This is a genomic window from Yersinia alsatica (genome assembly GCF_025133195.1).
GTDB lineage: Bacteria > Pseudomonadota > Gammaproteobacteria > Enterobacterales > Enterobacteriaceae > Yersinia > Yersinia alsatica.
Genome location: NZ_CP104006.1, coordinates 427,779 through 446,736, shown reverse-complemented (window position 1 = coordinate 446,736; position 18,958 = coordinate 427,779). Strand labels below are relative to the sequence as shown.

Below are 18,958 nucleotides of genomic sequence, written 5' to 3'. Positions count from 1 at the left end.
GTTATTCTCTCCCTACGCGAGTGGAAGTATCACGCTGAGCATTCGCCCGGCGCTGATCCATGATAGAGCCACTAGTTGAGCCGGTGCTTGAGTTACTGGCACTAGACTCTTGGCTGCTATTAGCAGAGGAAGGCGGATTCAAACGAATCAGACTTGTGTCTTTGCTGCCATCCGCTTTATCTGTGCCTTGTCCGCGCATCAGTTGATCCAGCGGTAACACCATCAGACTGTTGCCTTTGTCATTAGCCAGCACTTTGCGGGTATGACCGAGGACCTTCTCCATGGTTTCGATGTACAGACGTTCACGGGTAATTTCCGGTGCAGCCTTATACTCAGGCAGCAACTTGGCAAAACCGGCAACCTCACCTTGTGCTTCCAACACTTTACGTGCGGCATAAGCACGAGCATCTTCTAACAGACGCTGCGCCTGACCATTAGCACGTGGCTGAACTTCATTGGTGTAGGCTTCTGCTTCACGGATATATTGTTGTTCGTTTTCACGAGCAGCAATCGCATCATCAAATGCCGCTTTAACTTCTTCAGGCGGTCGTGCTGCCTGGAAGTTAACGTCCAGCAGAGTAATACCCATTTTGTATGGACGAATAGTTTCTTCCAGTACACGCTGAGTATCGCTACGAACGATGGTACGGCCTTCGGTCAGGATTTTATCCATGGTGTATTTACCAATAACACCACGTACTGCGCTGTCAGTTGCCTGACGCAGGCTGTCATCCGGATTCGTCACGCTAAACAGATAAGCGGCCGGGTCAGTCACGCGATACTGAACGTTCATTTCGATGCGAACGACGTTCTCATCAGAGGTCAGCATGACACCTGAAGCGGCCAATTCACGTACGGATTCGACGTTCACCGGAGTCACTTCATCGATAAAGGTCGGTTTCCAGTTCAAACCAGGTTGCACGATGTGGCTTAATTTACCCAAGCGTGTAACAACACCGCGCTCAGCTTCTTTAATTGTATAGAAACCACTTGCTGCCCAGATAACCACAACCGCAACCACGGCGATGCCAACAATACGACCACTGAAACCAGGGCCTCTTGTGGTACCACCATTATCATTGCCGTTTCCGCCACCTTTGCCACCGAGGCTACTCAGCTTTTTGCTCAGTTTACGGAAGATATCATCCAGATCAGGCGGCCCTTGGTCACGACCACCTTTATTATTGTTATTTCCGCCAGAGTTGCCGCCATTATTATTGCTGCTCCCCCACGGATCGCGGTCCTGTCCGTTATTACCGGGCTGATTCCACGCCATGTTTTAGCTCCATTCTTCTATGATTGGTTTTCTTCAGGCCAAGAGCACATGCCAAAGAAGCTGGCTCTCAATCTCACAAGAAAGATCAGATATTCCCTTCGCATTTGAAATTGCAGAGGTCTTAGCACCGTTCATTCACCTGAATCATTTACTTGTGTAAACTCATCGGGATTTATTCACTTGCTGCCGACCTGCAACCCCAAACTCTTTGGGAATAATCAATTAATTAGCCACAACGGATTAATTAATAATATAACTGATCAACTCCTGCTCTTGTTTACAGAGACGACGCCAATCAACGATAGGCATTCTTATCACCATACCGACGTTCCCGTCCTCGTCTATCCACTCTTTTTCAATTGCCTGAAGCTGGTAAAAACGGCTACGCAAACGGCCTGCCTGAGGTGGCAAACGCAATTCAAAGTGTGCGATCTCACCTGAAAGGCGCTCCGTCAACGCTTGAAAGAGCAACGGGATACCTGCGCCGGTTTGGGCTGAAAGCCAAACTCTGACTGGCAGATTTTCTTCGTTGCGATCAATTCGCGGGACAAAGTCATCCAACAAATCAATTTTATTCATTACTAATAATGTAGGAATTTCATCCGCCTCGATTTCTGCCAATACAGAATCGACTGCGGCCATATTCTCGGCTACCCGAGGATCAGCTGCATCAATAATGTGTAACAGTAATGAGGCTTGCCGCGTTTCTTGTAATGTCGCTTTAAAAGCAGCAACCAGATCGTGCGGCAAATGCCGGATAAAGCCTACCGTATCCGCCAACACTGTATCGCCCACATCAGCCACGTTGATACGGCGTAAAGTAGGGTCCAGGGTGGCAAATAATTGGTCAGCTGCATAAACATCAGCTGCCGTAATTTTGTTAAACAGGCTGGATTTACCGGCGTTGGTATAACCCACCAAAGATACTGTCGGAATATCAGCACGGGTACGCGCACGCCGCCCTTGCTCTCGCTGCTTTGCTACTCGCTCCAACCGGCTTAAAATCAAGCTGATTCGGTCACGTAACAAACGACGGTCAGTCTCCAACTGGGTTTCACCTGGCCCTCTTAGGCCAATCCCCCCTTTTTGACGCTCAAGATGCGTCCAGCCGCGTACTAAACGGGTCGCAATATGGCGCAATTGCGCTAATTCGACCTGTAATTTACCTTCATGGGTACGGGCTCGTTGGGCAAAAATATCTAAAATAAGTCCGGTACGATCAATAACCCGGCATTCGCATAAACGCTCGAGATTTCGCTCTTGCGCCGCAGAAAGGGCATGATCAAACAAGACAACAGACGCGCCACTGGCTTTCACCGCGTCAGCAATTTCTTCGGCCTTTCCCTCACCAACAAAATACTTAGGGTGCGGAGCTTTGCGACTACCCGTCACAATTTGCAAAGCCTCTACGCCCGCAGAAGATACCAGCGCTTCAAATTCACGCAGATCTTCTGTGTTTTTATCTTGTGAGAAATAGATATGAACCAGTACGGCCTGCTCACCGGCTTCATAACGGTCAAACAAACGTGCAACCTCTCAAACGGATCAAAACCGCTAGTGCGGAGAACATAAGCCCGAATCCGTTGCCTATGTTCCCCGTCATGGTTGACCAGCAATGCGCTTTATTCAGCGTCATCGCTATCCTGCTGCGGCTGTTGCGGCGCAGATGGATTACTACCATGATAATTATTGGTGCTACCACTCGGATTATTGCTGTGATGCGAAACCGGGCGAGAAGGCACTACAGTAGAAATGGCATGCTTATAAACCATCTGACTAACTGTATTCTTTAACAGAATGACAAACTGATCAAAAGACTCAACTTGGCCCTGCAGTTTAATGCCATTCACTAAATAAATAGAAACCGGAACCCGTTCACGACGCAATGCGTTCAGGAACGGATCTTGCAAAGATTGCCCCTTAGCCATTCTATATTTTCCTTATTTGCTTGTTGTTATTAACTAAGAACCTATCGGCTCGAAAATAAACTGCGTAAAAAAAATCCGCGCGTTGAGTACTAATCAATTGTACACAATCATTCAACCTATGCACTAACAACCTGTATTACAGAGTCTAAAGCCTCTCCCGGCTTATCACTGTCGAGCCACTGGACTGAGCCCCAGCCCCGCAACCAGGTCATTTGGCGCTTTGCCAGTTGACGTGTCGCACAAATTCCGCGGTAAACCATTTCGTTGTAATCAATCTCACCAGCCAGATAAGACCACATCTGCCGGTATCCCACACAACGAATGGCAGGCATATCCGTATGCAAATCACCACGGTCAAAAAGCGCCCTAGCCTCTGCTTCAAACCCGGCATCCAGCATCTGATGAAAACGTAATTCAATCCGCTGGTGCAAGAGTTCCCGGCTAACAGGCGCAATCGCAAATTGGTGAACCCGGTAAGGTAAGGTTTCACCTGAGATTTTAGTCAGTTCTGTTAGAGTTTTACCTGAAATCAAAAAAACTTCCAGTGCTCTGGAGAGCCGTTGGGGATCATTAGGATGAATTCGCGCCGCTGCGACCGGATCTATTTCGGCCAACTGCTGATGCAATGCTTCCCAACCCAGTTCTGCTGCCTGCTGCTCAATGTGCTCGCGCACTTGAGGATCAGCCGACGGCAACGGCGATAGCCCGTCTAATAAGGCTTTAAAATACAACATAGTGCCCCCCACCAGCAGCGGAATGCGCCCGGCGGCGGTAATCTCGGCCATCTCTTTTAATGCATCTTTACGGAAATCGGCTGCGGAGTAGGATTGCGCAGGATCACGGATATCAATCAGCCGGTGCGGTGCTAATGCCAGCTCTTCAGCGCTAGGCTTCGCCGTGCCGATATCCATGCCACGGTAGATCAGGGCTGAGTCGACGCTAATAAGTTCAACAGGTAGCCGCTGTCTCAGCGCAATGGAGAGCGCTGTTTTACCCGAGGCGGTTGGCCCCATAATAAAGATTGCCGGTGGCCGGTCTAGATTTTCAATGTCATTCATGTTTCAGGGTTGCCAATGCAGCCTTTATATCAATAGGTTGTAATAGCCCAGCAGGCGGTGATTTTACCAACTGTGGACAAAGACGTTCAACATCCGTCAATAACTGTATCGCTTGAGACACATTCCATACCTCATGTTCACTGCCAAGATGGCGAGAAATCCATGTGGCCAGAGCATCTGGCGATATCTCTTCATGTTGCGACAGATAGCCTAACAGTTCCGGTATCAGTTTTTGTAAATTTTGTTGGCGTAATGGTAAAGATACTGCACGTAAGGTCGCTCTTGCGTGTTCAACCGCCAATTCTATCCCCATGGTTGCTAACAATTTCTGATGGCGCTGACATGCGGCGGCCTCATTTTTATCTAATGTCAGTTTTAGTGGGATTAATAAGGGTTGAGGACGCAGTCCTTCGGCTGGCGGGTTCAGTTGAGCTTGTTTCAACCAGCGTTCGGCAACTGTCAGTGCCAGTAATGCCAAACCTTGCTTATATTCAATCAAAGCATAGGAAGGGGGAAATACCGTTAATACTCGGCCAAAGCTGTAGCTATCACCATGAAGTGGCTCTTCCGCTGGTATCTGACGCGCAACTGGGGCCGGAGTGGCTGTGCCAACCGGTTTACTCTCAGTCGCCGGTTGCACCAGTTGACGATATAATTCGCCTTGCTGCTTTTGATAAGGCTGGCCCGGTTGATAGGCCGGAATAGGTTCGCGAGCAGAGGAGCGCCCAGTTGTTATTGACTGCCCCGCAGTAGGTGCCCGTTCTGAAGAACCTGTTTGCGAAGGCCGTGCTGGTAACGATGATGCTCGCTCTACTGTTGCCGGTTCTGGTTGAGCATATTTATTAACTCCCGCCGCAACACGATTTTCCGGCTGCCAGCGCGGAGCCTCTATCTCTTCGCCATCTTCATTAATATTTAATGCCGGAGTGGCAGCTTGCTGCAAGACAGTGGTCACTGCCTGATAAATAAAATCATGCACCAGCCGTGCCTGATGGAAGCGCACCTCATGTTTTGCTGGGTGAACATTAACATCAACCTGATGTGGATCGATATCCAGATACAAAACATAAGCCGGTTGTTGGTCGTCTTTGAGTAAATCCTGATAAGCCTGACGGATTGCGTGGTTTATCAGCCGGTCACGCATCATGCGGTTATTGACGTAGCAATATTGCATTTCACTGAGTGTTCGGCTGGCGGCAGGATCGGCCACCCAACCTCGGATGGTCAAATCGCCATGTTGCCAGGAAATGGCTAATGCATGCTGCAAAAACGCCGGACCACAGATACTGGCCAGACGGCGCTCATGCTGGGAAGGGTCTGGTGCTGCGCGATATTGGCGCATTAACTTACCGTTATGACTGAGATTAATCGCCACATCAAAGCGCGCCAGCGCAATGCGCCGCACCACTTCATCAATATGACCAAACTCAGTTTTTTCAGTGCGCATAAATTTGCGGCGAGCAGGGGTATTATAAAACAGATCCAGCACTTCAAGAGTGCTACCCACTGGATGGGCCGCGGGCTTAATGGTCACGGCCATATCGCGGCCTTCGGCATAAGCTTGCCAGGCCTCATTCTGCTGCGCGGTGCGCGACGTCAGCATCAACCGAGAGACGGAACTGATACTGGCTAAGGCTTCGCCGCGAAACCCCATACTGAGGATAGCTTCCAGATCTTCTAACGAGCTTATCTTGCTGGTGGCATGGCGCGCCAATGCCAATGTCAGCTCGTCTTTACTAATGCCACAGCCATTATCACGGATGCGAATCAATTTCGCCCCACCACGTTCGATGTCAATATCAATCCGTGTGGCACCCGCATCCAGACTATTTTCCACCAACTCTTTCACTACCGACGCAGGCCGCTCTACCACTTCACCGGCGGCAATTTGGTTGGCAAGCTGTGGTGGCAGAATCTGAATTGGCATAGCAGTTCCTTTCGCTTATGACTGTGGGATCGTGAGGGTTTGCCCCAGTTGGACATTACCTGACTTTATCTTATTCGCCCGCTCAATCTCACTCATCGACACGCCATATCTGGCAGCAATGGCCGACAACGTATCACCGCGTTTTACCTGATGTTTCACCGGTTTGGCCTTCGCGACTGCTTTGGGTGCACTAACGGCGACTGCGCTGCCCGATGCCGGAACTTTTAACCGCTGACCAACCCAGACCACATCATTTTTCAGGGTGTTATTTTGCCGCAATACCGCCATGCTGACACCGTATTGGCTGGCAATGCCGGATAAGGTTTCGCCACGCTGCACTTTATGGATCTGGGTTTTTCCCGTAGCGACTGGCTTGGCGGCAGTTGACCTGCCGCTTTGTGCGTTACTAACAACCGGCTCTGGCTGATTAACACTAGATCGCCGTGAAGAAGAATCAACCGCCGCTGTTTCAATGAGCGGGCGGTTTTCGACCTTTGGGTCGGCTTGTAGCGGATGCGCCAGGAAATAACTGCGTAAGCCTTTATAAATGGCATTCGCAATTTTCTCCTGATACGCGCTACTGCCAAGCAGCCGCTCCTCCGTACTATTACTGATAAAACCGGTTTCCACTAACAACGAGGGAATATCCGGTGAACGTAACACCCCAAGACTGGCGTGTTCAGGGCGACGTTTATGAATGTCCCCGATTGATTGCAGCTCATTCAGCACTTTAGTTGCCACGTCATAGCCCACGCGCTGCGAATGACCAAATTGCAAGTCTAGCACTGCCTGACTCAAATAAGGGTCTGATGCCGTGTTTGCCAGCACATCCCCCGCACCACCGAGTAGTTCAGATTGCTTCTCATGCTGCTCTAACCAGTTACCCATTTCACTGTTGGCGCGACGATTTGATAACACCCAGACCGACGCCCCCGTCGCGCTGCGGTTCGGCGCGGCATCAGCATGGATGGAAACCAACACGTTTGCACCCTGCTTACGCGCCACATCAGAACGGCCCATGACTGAAATGAAGTAATCGCCATTACGGGTCAACACCGGTTTAAACATCGGGTCACTGTTAAGTAGAGCCTCAAGCCGACGGGCCACAGCAATAGTGACACTCTTCTCTTGCAGACCATTTTGCCCAATAGCCCCTGGGTCCTGACCACCGTGCCCAGCATCGATGGCGACCACGACGCGATCACTATTTGCCACGCGGGTAGTTTTAATCGGACGAGCGGTATTCGTGGTGGTGCTTTCGCTACTCATCACCACAGTTGGCTTGTTGTTAAACGGATTTTTAGCCACTGACGCCGTATTAACGCTGGTCACCCGCGACTCGGTATTTGCACTTGCCGCCTGTGATGCCAGCCGCCCAGCATTAGGGCTCGGCGTATTGGTTTGGCTGAGTGGCGTATTATTTTGGGCTAATGATGTACTGTTCGGACTTGGCGTAGATTGAACCTGACGAACTGGAGCGCCACCCACGGCGGTCATGGTAATCACCACCGTGTAATTATTACCCGACTGCTGTGTGACAGCGCGGGTTTTCACTTTTTGCGTCAGTTCTAGCACCAGCCGGGTGCTTTGCTCATCTTTTGGAGTACTGGAACGAATTCTTTTCAGCAGATTTTGTCCACTAAACTCTAGCGGCAATCCCGAGAGGTTGCCGCTCTGACGTACATCCAATACTACCCTTTCTGGGGCGTTTAAAGAGAAGAAGGCGTAAATCGGTTGCCCATCAAAACTGAGCGTAACCCGACTTTCGGTCGGGCCATTGTTGACCTTGATATCGGTGAGTTTCATGGCAAATGCAGCAGGCAGAGTGAATAAACTCACTAGCACCAGCATTACCGTGGTCAATGTTCGTTTCCAGCGCATTTTTTGCGTTAAACAATTTATTCTTATTCGCGTCAAGCTATGCGTCATTATCAAATTATCCTTGCACAGCAGCTAAACGGCGCAACACATCAGCACCCGCATCAGAAATAGCCATCAGGCGAGCTTCACGCCCCTCGTCCTGATAAGCCAAATGCAGCTCTACGTCCGCCTGAGGCAAGAATCCAGCCCCTTGTTGCGGCCACTCCACCAGACAGATTGCCTGCTTATCAAAATAATCACGAATACCCATAAACTCCAGCTCCTCAGGATCAGCCAGACGATACAGGTCAAAATGGTAAACCGGCCTTGGCGTCAGCGCATAGGGCTCAACCAAAGTATAAGTGGGGCTTTTAACATGCCCTGAATGGCCGAGGGCTTGAAGAAAGCCGCGGCTGAAAGTCGTTTTTCCGGCACCTAAATCGCCGAACAGATAAATCACGCTGGCACCATTGAAGGCATGGGCCAAAGCGGCCCCTAATGCAACTGTCGCTGCCTCATCAGGCAGAGGTAAAACGAGTTCTTTCATTCTATGATATCTATCTTGCTAACTCAGGATTAACGTACTTCGGAATAACCGGCAGTAAATCTGTCGCCAGTAAACCCCGGGTGCCTTGAACTTCAGCCAGTTTGTCTGCGGCAACGCCATGCACAACACAACCCGCGCAGGCAGCATCATACAGCACCAGCTTTTGTGCTATCAAACTACCAATAATGCCGGACAGAATATCCCCCATACCGCCAGAGGCCATACCAGCATTACCTACATCAGCAATCGCCATCTCGCCCTGTTCACTGGCTATAAGGGTACCAGCCCCTTTCAATACCACCACACCACCATATTGTTTAACAATGTTACGGGCGGAAAGTAAGCGGTCACTCTCAATATCAGCGACGCTGCAACCGAGCAGACGAGCAGCCTCGCCAGGATGAGGAGTCAATACTCGATTCTGACGCCTATGCGGATTTAATGCCAGTAAGTTGAGTGCATCTGCATCCCATAATGCTGGTTTATCACTTTGTTGCAATAAATTCAGAGCATTCCGGCTCCAGTCGGACTGACCTAACCCCGGCCCAACCACCAATACATCAGCCCAACGAATACTTTGCTCGAGCGTTTCATCGGTTAATTCCTGCACCATCAGCTCTGGACGCGCGGCCAGAATCGGCGCGACATGCTCAATGTGAGTGAGTACTCGCACCAATCCCGCGCCGGTGCGCAAAGCGGCTTCCCCTGCCATTCGAATAGCGCCTCCCAGCCCTTTATCGCCGCCAACCAGCAATAAACGCCCGTGTTCACCTTTGTGCGCACAAGGCCGACGGGGTTTTAGCCACTGCGGTAGATGTGCCGCAGTCATGCGTTCAATTTGCACCGGTTGAGCAGCTAACCATGGCGTGAGTCCCAAATCATTGCAGTGCAAATGCCCCACCCAGTCACGCGCCTGCCCCGTGAGTAAGCCGGGTTTTAAGGTGACAAAAGTCAGGGTGTGGTCGGCGCGAATCACTGAGCCAGATGCAGCACCGCTGTCGGCACTCAAGCCAGAAGGAATATCCAACGCAATCTTAGCTGCCCGATGGCGGTTCGCGGTATCAATCAGCGTGGCATAAACACCTTGTGGCGCGGCGCGTAGGCCAATACCCAGTAAGCCATCAATAATCAAATCAACATGCTGTGGCCACGGAATATCTGGCTGATGAATAATACCACCCGCCGCCAACCATTGGGCTTGGGCCTGATGAGCTTCTGCGGGGAGTGGGCGGTTGCCCGGACAGGCGATCAGTGTAACATTCAGACCCGCCGCTAATGCCCGGCGGGCAACGATATAGCCATCACCCCCATTATTGCCGTGACCGCACAAAATCAGCCAGTGACGTGCCGCGGGGTATTGCTTGCGTGCCAGGTCAAATGCAGCATTTCCTGCTCTGACCATCAAATCAAATAGGGTCAGGGAGAAATGTGCGGCAGCGATGGCCTCATTCTGACGCACCCAATCCGCAGAAAAAACAGAGTGTGGTAAACTAACACCGATTTGTTTCTTACTATGGTCCGTCATGGCACACCCCCTCGATCTGAATCAATTAGCCCAACATATCAAGCAATGGGGGCAATCGCTAGGTTTCCAGCAAGTCGGTATCTGCGATACGGATTTGTCTACGGAAGAACCGCGGTTACAAGCTTGGCTTGATAAACAATATCATGGCGAAATGGCCTGGATGGCCCGCCACGGTATGCTGCGCGCGCGTCCCCATGAACTCTTACCGGGAACGTTGCGGGTGATCAGCGTGCGCATGAATTATCTGCCAGCCAAGGCGGCCTTTGCCAGCACCTTAAAAAATTCAGCACTAGGTTATGTCAGCCGTTATGCATTGGGCCGTGATTATCATAAGTTATTGCGCCAGCGTCTGAAAAAATTAGGCGATCAAATCCAAAGCTATTGTCTTGAGCAGCAGGAGTCAGGGGCGGGCAGTGAAGTTAATTTTCGCCCGTTTGTGGACTCGGCCCCGATAATGGAGCGCTCACTGGCAGCAAAAGCCGGGATTGGCTGGGTTGGTAAGCACTCACTGATTTTGAATCGCGATGCAGGTTCCTGGTTCTTTCTTGGCGAGTTGCTCATTGACCTGCCACTCCCTGTCGATAAACCACAAGAAGAGCAATGCGGGCGCTGTGTCGCCTGTATCACCACCTGCCCGACCGGGGCGATTGTCGCCCCCTACACTGTTGATGCGCGCCGCTGTATCTCTTATCTGACTATTGAGTTGGAGGGCGCAATACCCGAAGAATTCCGACCATTAATGGGTAATCGGATTTATGGTTGTGATGATTGCCAGCTAATTTGTCCGTGGAACCGCTTCTCACAATTAACCGATGAAGAAGATTTCAGCCCGCGGGCAGTGCTGCACACACCACAGTTATTGGATTTATTTGCCTGGAATGAAGAGAAATTTTTACGGGTAACGGAAGGTTCTGCCATTCGGCGTATTGGTCATCTGCGCTGGTTGCGCAATATATCGGTCGCACTGGGTAATGCGCCCTATCTTGACCGCATTGTATTAGCGCTGGAAGCTCGCAAAGGTATTAATCCCATGCTGGATGAACATATTGAATGGGCAATATCACAACAATTGAAAAGACGGTCTACACTGATTGTGGACGTGCAAACGCCGCAGAAAAAACGGCTGGTGAGAGCCATTGAAAAAGGTCTGCCGCGAGACGCCTAGCCCCACTTTTACCTGAAGTCGAATGACTTTTGGTGCGGTTTTTTAAACTATTTTTGTAATGAATGAACTCAGAGTTTTCCTGTGCATAAAAATAAAAACACCTTGTCAATCAAGTGCAAAAAAAAGCACAAGTGATCGGCATAACGTTTTCACATAAAAATATATGCAATTAAATCAAATGGATATAAAACAAGAAATTAAACTGGTCAAATTACGAACTGAACACAAAAAGAACAGAATCTGTGGATAACTCTGTTGAAGAAGTTAATACAATGTATGTGAAACGGGGTGCAGCGCGTAACTTGGCTGTGGATAATTAAAACTGAATTGAATGAAAAAATTTGGAGCGGGAAACGAGACTCGAACTCGCGACCCCGACCTTGGCAAGGTCGTGCTCTACCAACTGAGCTATTCCCGCATTGAGATGCTAATACACCCTGCAGTCATCTGACGGCATTTGGTATTCATGGCTGAAGATTGGAGCGGGAAACGAGACTCGAACTCGCGACCCCGACCTTGGCAAGGTCGTGCTCTACCAACTGAGCTATTCCCGCATCACATGTATTAGTGAGTGCTCACCGATACTGTTAGCTTCTGCCACTACGTTTAAAAATTTGGAGCGGGAAACGAGACTCGAACTCGCGACCCCGACCTTGGCAAGGTCGTGCTCTACCAACTGAGCTATTCCCGCTCTGGTGCTCTACTTTCCAGTACTAAATCGGTTTGCGCAAGCTTGCGAATTCTTCATCGGTACGGGGTGCGCATTATACGAGAAATCCGTTTTGCCGCAAGCCCCTGAAAGCAAAAAAATCATTTTTCGGTTTAAGTGCCGATTAAATCGGCAATATGAGCATTTTGCCAGCACTGCCAATAAATTAAAACATCATCGAGACTAATTTATTAAGCAGGGCATAATTTCATAGGAAAAATACAGTATATACCCAAAAATCCTTGGAACCGCAGATGTGCAGCAAACACACGAATCCCGATGAGCCTTTTCAAGTAAAAACAACTACCAGTAAGTGATTCGGGTGAGTGTGCGTAGCTAACGCCCCTGTGGTTTCAAGGATGAAGAGACTTCCCAAAATCCTTGGAATCACAGGTAGGCAGCAAACACGCAAATCCCGATGAGCCTTTTCAAGTAAAAACAACTACCAGTAAGTGATTCGGGTGAGTGTGCGCAGCTAACGCAGTAAGTGATTCGGGTGAGTGTGCGCAGCTAACGCCCCTGTGGTTTCAAGGATGAAGGGGATTAAGACTGAATAAAATGCTCACGATAATAAGCAAGCTCAGCAACTGACTCGCGAATATCATCCAAGGCTTGATGGGTATTCTGCTTTTTGAAGCCGGGCAGGATTTCAGGTTTCCAGCGGCGGGCTAGCTCTTTTAAGGTACTGACATCCAGATAACGGTAGTGGAAGTAGGCTTCCAGTTCTGGCATATAGCGGAACAAAAAGCGCCGGTCCTGACCTACGCTGTTGCCACAAATAGGGGAAATACCCGCCGGAACCCATTGCTTCAGAAATTCAATGGTTTGTAATTCAGCATCATGATCATTAATGGTGCTGGCTTTAACCCGCTCCACCAAGCCACTGCCAGTATGAGTTCGCACATTCCACTCATCCATTAGTGCGAGCTGCTCATCGGACTGATGAACCGCCAATACTGGGCCTTCTGCCAGGATATTAAGATTCGCATCGGTGACCAGAGTGGCGATCTCGATGATCCGATCCCGCTCAGGATCAAGACCGGTCATTTCCAGATCGATCCAGATCAGATTATTTTGATTCTCTGCCATGATATTTCCTGCCTGTTAGCTGGGGAGACTACCGAACAAACGGTTAATTGATAAAATAATGTGTATCATAGCCTTTTTGGTCGCAACGAGCGATATACACAAAGAACTCGGTGTTGCAGCGAATATCGCTAACCTCCCAGCAACATCAAGTCCGAAAGGTATGCCCGGAGTCATTAGGGTTGCAGGTAGGCGGTTGCCGATGAGCTTACTCAAGCGCAGCCAACACCTTTGCAACGTGAGTACGAAGGGTAAAATGTAAGATTCAAGTGAGGCGCAGTGAGCAAGAATAAACTGTCCAAAGGTCAACAACGACGTGTGCAAGCTAACCATCAGCGTCGGCTACGTACTGATAGAAAACCTGAGTTAGATGACTCTCAGCTTGGCGATGCGCAAGAAGGTATCGTTATCAGCCGGTTCGGCCAGCATGCCGATGTCGAAGCCACTGATGGTGTTCAGCACCGTTGTAATATCCGCCGTACCATCAAGTCACTCGTGACCGGTGATCGTGTGGTTTGGCGTCCCGGCCTGCAAGCGCAGGAAGGTGTTCGGGTTAAAGGTATTGTCGAGGCCGTTCATGAGCGGACCTCCGTTCTAACGCGCCCTGATCTTTATGATGGCGTAAAACCGATCGCCGCTAATATCAACCAGATCGTCATCGTATCGGCGATCTTACCCGAACTTTCTCTTAATATTATCGACCGCTATCTGGTGGCCTGTGAAACACTGGATGTCGAGCCATTAATCGTACTGAATAAAATCGATTTACTGGATGCCGATGGCCGTAAATTCGTTGATGGCATGATGGATATTTACCGTCGTATTGGCTACAACGTATTGGAGGTCTCCAGCCAAACCCGCGAAGGGATGGAAGCCTTTGAACAGGCACTTGCCGGAAGAATCAGTATCTTTGCTGGTCAATCTGGCGTAGGTAAATCCAGTCTGTTGAATGCCCTGTTACCACCAACAGACAATGAGATTCTGGTCAATACTGTTTCCGATAACTCGGGCTTGGGCCAACACACCACCACCGCGGCTCGTTTGTATCATTTCCAGCATGGCGGCGATGTTATTGACTCACCTGGGGTACGTGAATTCGGCCTCTGGCATCTGGCTCCGGAACAAATTACGCAAGGATTTGTCGAATTCCGTGATTACCTCGGTCATTGCAAATTCCGTGATTGCAGCCATACCAATGATCCCGGTTGTGCACTGCGCGAAGCCGTGGAGCAAGGCAAAATTGCTGAAGAGCGTTTTGATAATTACCACCGGATTCTGGAAAGTATGGAACAGGCAAAACCGCGTAAGACATCAGATAGCGACGAGAAATGATGTCTTAATGGCAAATGCCATACCCAAATTCACTTGTGGGCGCATAAAGTTATACCCCATAGATTCGAGTTGCAGGTAGGCGGCACCTGGATACCCCCAAGGAGTTGAGATAACTCAATCACTTGGCTCAGAGATGGCAGCCAACAACTTGAAAGATGACGGGGGTATAATGCGCCCCTTAATTTTACCGTTTACCCAAGAGGTCTACGTGCTGGACAGTATCAAAATCAGATTACAGTATTTACTCCCAAAACTTGGCCTGACCCGTTTGGCTGGCTGGGGTGCAGATAAGCAAGGTGGCTGGTTAACACAGCTGGTTATCAAGGCGTTCGCCCGCTATTACCATGTCGATATGAAAGAAGCGCAGGATCCTGAATTCTCTGCTTATCGTACATTTAATGAGTTTTTTGTACGCCCGCTGCGTGCCGGCGCTCGACCAATCGTGGTTGAAGAAAATCTATTAGCCCAACCGGCTGATGGTGCTATCAGTCAGTTAGGCACCATTCATGAGCAACAAATCTTGCAGGCGAAAGGCCACCATTACACTCTGGAAGCTTTGCTGGCGGGTAACTATATGCTGGCAGAAGAGTTCAAAAATGGTCAGTTCGTTACCACCTATTTGGCTCCCCGCGACTACCACCGGGTGCATATGCCTTGTGAGGGTACTTTGCGCGAAATGATTTATGTTCCTGGCGATTTATTCTCCGTCAACCCACTGACCGCCGCCAATGTACCTAACTTATTCGCCCGTAATGAGCGCGTCATTTGTATCTTCGACACCCCAGTTGGCCCAATGGCACAAATTCTGGTGGGTGCCACGATCGTTGGTAGTATAGAGACTGTCTGGGCTGGCACCATTACCCCGCCACGGGAAGGTGTGATTCGCCGCTGGACTTACCCGCAAGCGGGAACTGAAGGGGCAATAACACTGGAGAAAGGGCAAGAAATGGGCCGCTTTAAATTGGGCTCCACGGTGATTAACCTGTTTGCTGAAGGTAAAGTGTATTTAGCGCCACAGTTAAACAGTGGCTCTGTGACCCGCATGGGTGAAGTGCTTGCTGAAGCCGTCCCTGCGACTCCGCCGTGCTAGCCTTTGGCTTACGACGTAATTGATGCTTAAGGAGCCCTGACTTGCGCCCAATTATTTCCCGACCTTTTGGCACGTTACTGTCTTTGAGCAAGCGGCTATCTTTTGCTCTATTAGTGTCATTGACCCTGCTGTTATCCCTGCCGCTACAGGCGGCAACTCAGCCTAATGAAGATCAGCTCAGACAAGAGTTGAAACAGGCTGAAGCCAATAAAGGGATGACAAACCAGGCAGAGATTGTTCAAGCGCTGCAAGGGGCTCTTAGCTGGTTAGCGGATGCTAAAGAGTCCGATATCCGTGCCCAACAGTATCAAAAAGCGATTGATGACTTCCCCAAACTCACCCGCGAACTACGTCAACAACTGGCGCAGGAAGGGGATAAACCCCTGCCTGTACCCAGCAATATGTCGACGTCCGAACTTGAACAGCAAGTGCTGCAAATTAGCAGCCAGCTGTTAGAGTTAAGCCGCCTGTCGCAGCAAGAGCAGGATCGCGCGCGGGAAATCAGTGAATCCCTCAATCAGTTGCCACAGCAGCAATCAGAAGCGCGGCGAATTCTGACCGAAATCAGCACCCGGCTTCAAGCACAAAGCAGCCCTACCACCCCAGCAGCACAAGCTCAGCTAGCGTTATTGCAAGCAGAAGCCGTGGCTCGTAAAGCAAAAGCCAATGAATTAGAGCTTTCCCAACTGTCAGCCAATAACCGGCAGGAACTGTCACGGTTACGTGCCGAGCTATACAAAAAGCGTCAGGAACGGGTCGATGCCCAACTCCAGACCTTGCGTAACAACCTGAATAATCAGCGCCAGCAGGCCGCAGAACAGGCACTTGAACGCACAGAGTTACTGGCTGAGCAAGGTGGGGATTTACCTGAATCCATTACTCAGCAGTTGCAAATTAACCGTGACCTGTCTTTGGCTCTAAATCAGCAAGCACAGCGCATTGACCTCATTTCTTCTCAGCAACGTCAGGCGGTAGCGCAGACTCAGCAAGTTCGGCAGGCACTCAGTACTATTCGTGAACAGGCGCAATGGCTGGGGGTGTCCACCGCATTGGGGGAAGCGCTGCGAGCGCAGGTTGCCAGATTGCCCGAGGTGCCCAAATCCCAGCAGTTGGATCGCGATATGGCCCAACTGCGGGTACAGCGCCTGCAATATGAAGACATGCTGGAGAAGTTGCAGCAGCAAAACGTCAAATTAACCCAAGACGATGGCACGCCACTCACCACGGAACAACAGCGCATTCTCGATGCCCAGTGGCGTACACAGCGCGAGCTGCTTAACTCACTGCTATCAGGTTATGACACCCAGATTCTTGAGTTAACCAAGCTGAAAGTGGCGAATAGCCAGTTAGTGGATGCACTGAGCGAAGTTCGTGAAGCCACTCACCGTTACCTGTTTTGGGTGGCGGATGTTAGCCCGATATCACTCTCTTATCCGATTAACGTCGCCCATGATCTTACCCAGTTACTGTCGCTAGATACTCTCTCGCAGCTCAGTAAAGCGTTCGCTATGATGATGACCAGCCAAGAAACATTGCTGCCAATTATTGGCGCGCTGCTGTTTGTCGGTTTCAGTATTAGCTCCCGCCGCCACTATCATGCTTTTCTGGAGCGCGCCAGCAGCCGGGTTGGCAAAGTCACGCAGGACCATTTCTCCCTAACGTTACGTACCGTGTTCTGGTCAATTTTGATAGCGCTTCCGCTCCCGGTCTTATGGTCAGCAGTCGGTTATGGGCTGCAAAATGCCTGGTCATTCCCGATGGCTATCGCGATTGGTAATGCCGTCACTGCAACGGTGCCGGTGCTATGGGTGTTTATGATAAGCGCCGCATTTGCCCATCCGCATGGCCTGTTTATCACTCACTTCCGCTGGTCACCGGCGCAAGTTGGCCGGGCAATGCGTTTTTATCGAATGTCAGTGTGGCTGATTATCCCGCTGATGATGGCGCTGATTACCTTCGAGAACTATAACGACCGTGAATTTGCCGGAACACTTGGCCGCCTGTGCTTTATTTTACTGTGTATTGCCCTGAGTCTGGTGACCAACAGCCTGAAACGGGCCGGTATCCCGCTCTATCTGGATAAGAAAGGCTCTGGTGAGAATATCGTTAACGTGGCGCTATGGGGGCTGCTGCTGTCCGCACCATTGATTGCGGCCTTAGCCTCTGCACTGGGTTATCTCACTACCTCACAGGCACTGTTGGCGCGGCTGGAAACCTCGGTCGCCATTTGGTTCTTCCTGTTAGTGGTTTATCATATTATCCGCCGCTGGATGCTGATTCAGCGCCGCCGTATTGCCTTTGACCGTGCCAAACAGCGACGAGCCGATATTTTGGCGCAACGTGCCCGTGGCGAAGAGGATACGCCGCACAATAACAGCACCGAAGGGTCGATTGATGTGGAAGAGCCGGTCATTGATCTTGATGTAATCAGTGCACAATCTCTGCGGCTGGTACGATCAATTTTGACCATGATCGCGCTAGTTTCAGTGATCGCCTTGTGGTCTGAGATTCACTCAGCGTTCGGTTTCCTGGAAAACATTCGTCTGTGGGATGTGTCATCCACCATTAACGGTATTGAGTCGGTACAGGCGATCACCATGGGATCATTGCTGATCGCCATTCTGGTGATGATCGTGACCACTCAACTGGTGAGAAACTTGCCCGCCCTGTTGGAGCTGGCGCTGTTACAGCACTTGGATCTAACGCCGGGAACAGGTTATGCCATCTCCACCATCACCAAATATCTATTGATCCTGTTTGGTGGCTTGCTCGGTTTCTCCATGCTGGGGATCGAATGGGCGAAATTCCAGTGGTTGGTAGCCGCCCTCGGTTTAGGTTTGGGCTTTGGTTTGCAGGAGATTTTTGCCAACTTCGTCTCTGGCCTGATCATCTTGTTCGAAAAACCGATCCGGATTGGCGATACCGTGACTATCCGTGATCTCACCGGTAGCGTGACCAAAATCAATACTCGAGCCACCACCATCTCAGACTGGGACCGCAAAGAAATTATCGTGCCAAATAAGGCCTTTATTACTGAGCAATTTATTAACTGGTCACTGTCGGATTCAATTACCCGTGTGGTGCTGACCGTGCCAGCACCGGCTGAAACCAGCAGTGAAGAAGTGACCGAAGTATTACTGACCGCCGCGCGCCGCTGTACGCTGGTGTTGGATAACCCGCCACCAGAAGTCTATTTGGTTGACCTTCAGCAAGGGATTCAGATTTTTGAATTGCGTATTTATGCCGCTGAGATGGGTCATCGTATGCCGCTGCGCCATGAGATCCACCAGCTGATTCTGGCCGGTTACCGCGAACACGGTATTACTCTGCCATTCCCACCATTCCAAGCGCGTCTGGAAACATTGGGCCGTGGGCGGGTGGTATCTTCAAACCGTAGCCGCACACCGGGCAGTTTGTAAGATACAAGATATTATCCAAAGTCATTGGCGTTGCAG

At 50.3% G+C, this 18,958-nt stretch carries 13 protein-coding genes and 3 tRNA genes; 4 read left to right on the top strand and 12 right to left on the bottom strand.

The annotated features are described in order from the left end of the window. Nucleotide 1: 1 nt before the first annotated feature. The 8 genes from hflK to nnr form a co-directional block, all read right to left on the bottom strand. On the bottom strand, nt 2-1,276 hold the full coding sequence (hflK, locus tag N0H69_RS02025; RefSeq protein WP_050152044.1) for an FtsH protease activity modulator HflK: 1,275 nt from the start codon (nt 1,274-1,276) through the stop codon (nt 2-4). 240 nt (nt 1,277-1,516) lie between these two features. After that, entirely contained in the window at nt 1,517-2,800 is a 1,284-nt protein-coding gene (gene hflX / locus N0H69_RS02020; RefSeq protein ID WP_050110913.1) for a ribosome rescue GTPase HflX, read from the bottom strand. A gap of 98 nt (nt 2,801-2,898) precedes the next feature. Further along, nucleotides 2,899-3,204, bottom strand: a complete 306-nt coding sequence (gene hfq / locus N0H69_RS02015) for an RNA chaperone Hfq (protein WP_004392473.1) — start codon at nt 3,202-3,204, stop codon at nt 2,899-2,901. Nucleotides 3,205-3,320: 116 nt separating this feature from the next. Continuing rightward, the gene (miaA, locus tag N0H69_RS02010) at nt 3,321-4,262 is read right to left on the bottom strand and encodes a tRNA (adenosine(37)-N6)-dimethylallyltransferase MiaA (RefSeq protein ID WP_050110912.1); all 942 of its coding nucleotides are present in this window, start codon (nt 4,260-4,262) and stop codon (nt 3,321-3,323) included. Next, nucleotides 4,255-6,189, bottom strand: a complete 1,935-nt coding sequence (mutL, locus tag N0H69_RS02005) for a DNA mismatch repair endonuclease MutL (protein ID WP_050152043.1) — start codon at nt 6,187-6,189, stop codon at nt 4,255-4,257. Before mutL ends, miaA begins: the two co-directional genes overlap by 8 nt. 15 nt (nt 6,190-6,204) lie before the next feature. Next, nucleotides 6,205-8,040 carry an N-acetylmuramoyl-L-alanine amidase AmiB gene (amiB, locus tag N0H69_RS02000; protein ID WP_050121753.1) on the bottom strand — a complete coding sequence of 612 codons (1,836 nt, stop codon included), beginning with the start codon at nt 8,038-8,040 and terminating at the stop codon, nt 6,205-6,207. Nucleotides 8,041-8,125: 85 nt separating this feature from the next. Beyond that, the gene (gene tsaE, locus N0H69_RS01995; RefSeq protein ID WP_050110906.1) at nt 8,126-8,596 is read right to left on the bottom strand and encodes a tRNA (adenosine(37)-N6)-threonylcarbamoyltransferase complex ATPase subunit type 1 TsaE; all 471 of its coding nucleotides are present in this window, start codon (nt 8,594-8,596) and stop codon (nt 8,126-8,128) included. 10 nt (nt 8,597-8,606) lie between these two features. Further along, nucleotides 8,607-10,121 (bottom strand): bifunctional ADP-dependent NAD(P)H-hydrate dehydratase/NAD(P)H-hydrate epimerase, encoded by a 1,515-nt coding sequence (nnr, locus tag N0H69_RS01990; protein ID WP_050152042.1) that lies wholly within the window; start codon nt 10,119-10,121, stop codon nt 8,607-8,609. Here nnr and queG point away from each other — a divergent pair. Beyond that, on the top strand, nt 10,120-11,286 hold the full coding sequence (queG, locus tag N0H69_RS01985; protein WP_050152041.1) for a tRNA epoxyqueuosine(34) reductase QueG: 1,167 nt from the start codon (nt 10,120-10,122) through the stop codon (nt 11,284-11,286). The genes nnr and queG overlap by 2 nt on opposite strands. Nucleotides 11,287-11,628: 342 nt before the next feature. Here queG and N0H69_RS01980 read toward each other — a convergent pair. From N0H69_RS01980 to orn, 4 genes are all read right to left on the bottom strand, one after another. Beyond that, nucleotides 11,629-11,704 (bottom strand) — tRNA-Gly (locus tag N0H69_RS01980). A 60-nt stretch (nt 11,705-11,764) separates the two neighbouring features. After that, a tRNA-Gly gene (locus N0H69_RS01975) sits at nt 11,765-11,840 on the bottom strand. Between the two features lie 61 nt (nt 11,841-11,901). Further along, nucleotides 11,902-11,977 (bottom strand) — tRNA-Gly (locus N0H69_RS01970). Between the two features lie 561 nt (nt 11,978-12,538). Further along, a complete protein-coding gene (gene orn, locus N0H69_RS01965) occupies nt 12,539-13,084 on the bottom strand; it encodes an oligoribonuclease (RefSeq protein WP_050110979.1) in 546 nt (181 codons plus the stop codon). Nucleotides 13,085-13,360: 276 nt separating this feature from the next. Between orn and rsgA the strand changes: the two genes are divergently transcribed. The 3 genes from rsgA to mscM all read left to right on the top strand — a co-directional run bounded on the left by rsgA (nt 13,361) and on the right by mscM (nt 18,922). Beyond that, nucleotides 13,361-14,413, top strand: a complete 1,053-nt coding sequence (rsgA, locus tag N0H69_RS01960; protein ID WP_050110978.1) for a small ribosomal subunit biogenesis GTPase RsgA — start codon at nt 13,361-13,363, stop codon at nt 14,411-14,413. Between the two features lie 208 nt (nt 14,414-14,621). Further along, nucleotides 14,622-15,503, top strand: coding sequence for an archaetidylserine decarboxylase (asd, locus tag N0H69_RS01955; RefSeq protein ID WP_050110980.1), 882 nt, complete (start codon nt 14,622-14,624; stop codon nt 15,501-15,503). A 41-nt stretch (nt 15,504-15,544) separates the two neighbouring features. Continuing rightward, a complete protein-coding gene (gene mscM / locus N0H69_RS01950; RefSeq protein ID WP_172665469.1) occupies nt 15,545-18,922 on the top strand; it encodes a miniconductance mechanosensitive channel MscM in 3,378 nt (1,125 codons plus the stop codon). Nucleotides 18,923-18,958 lie beyond the last annotated feature (36 nt).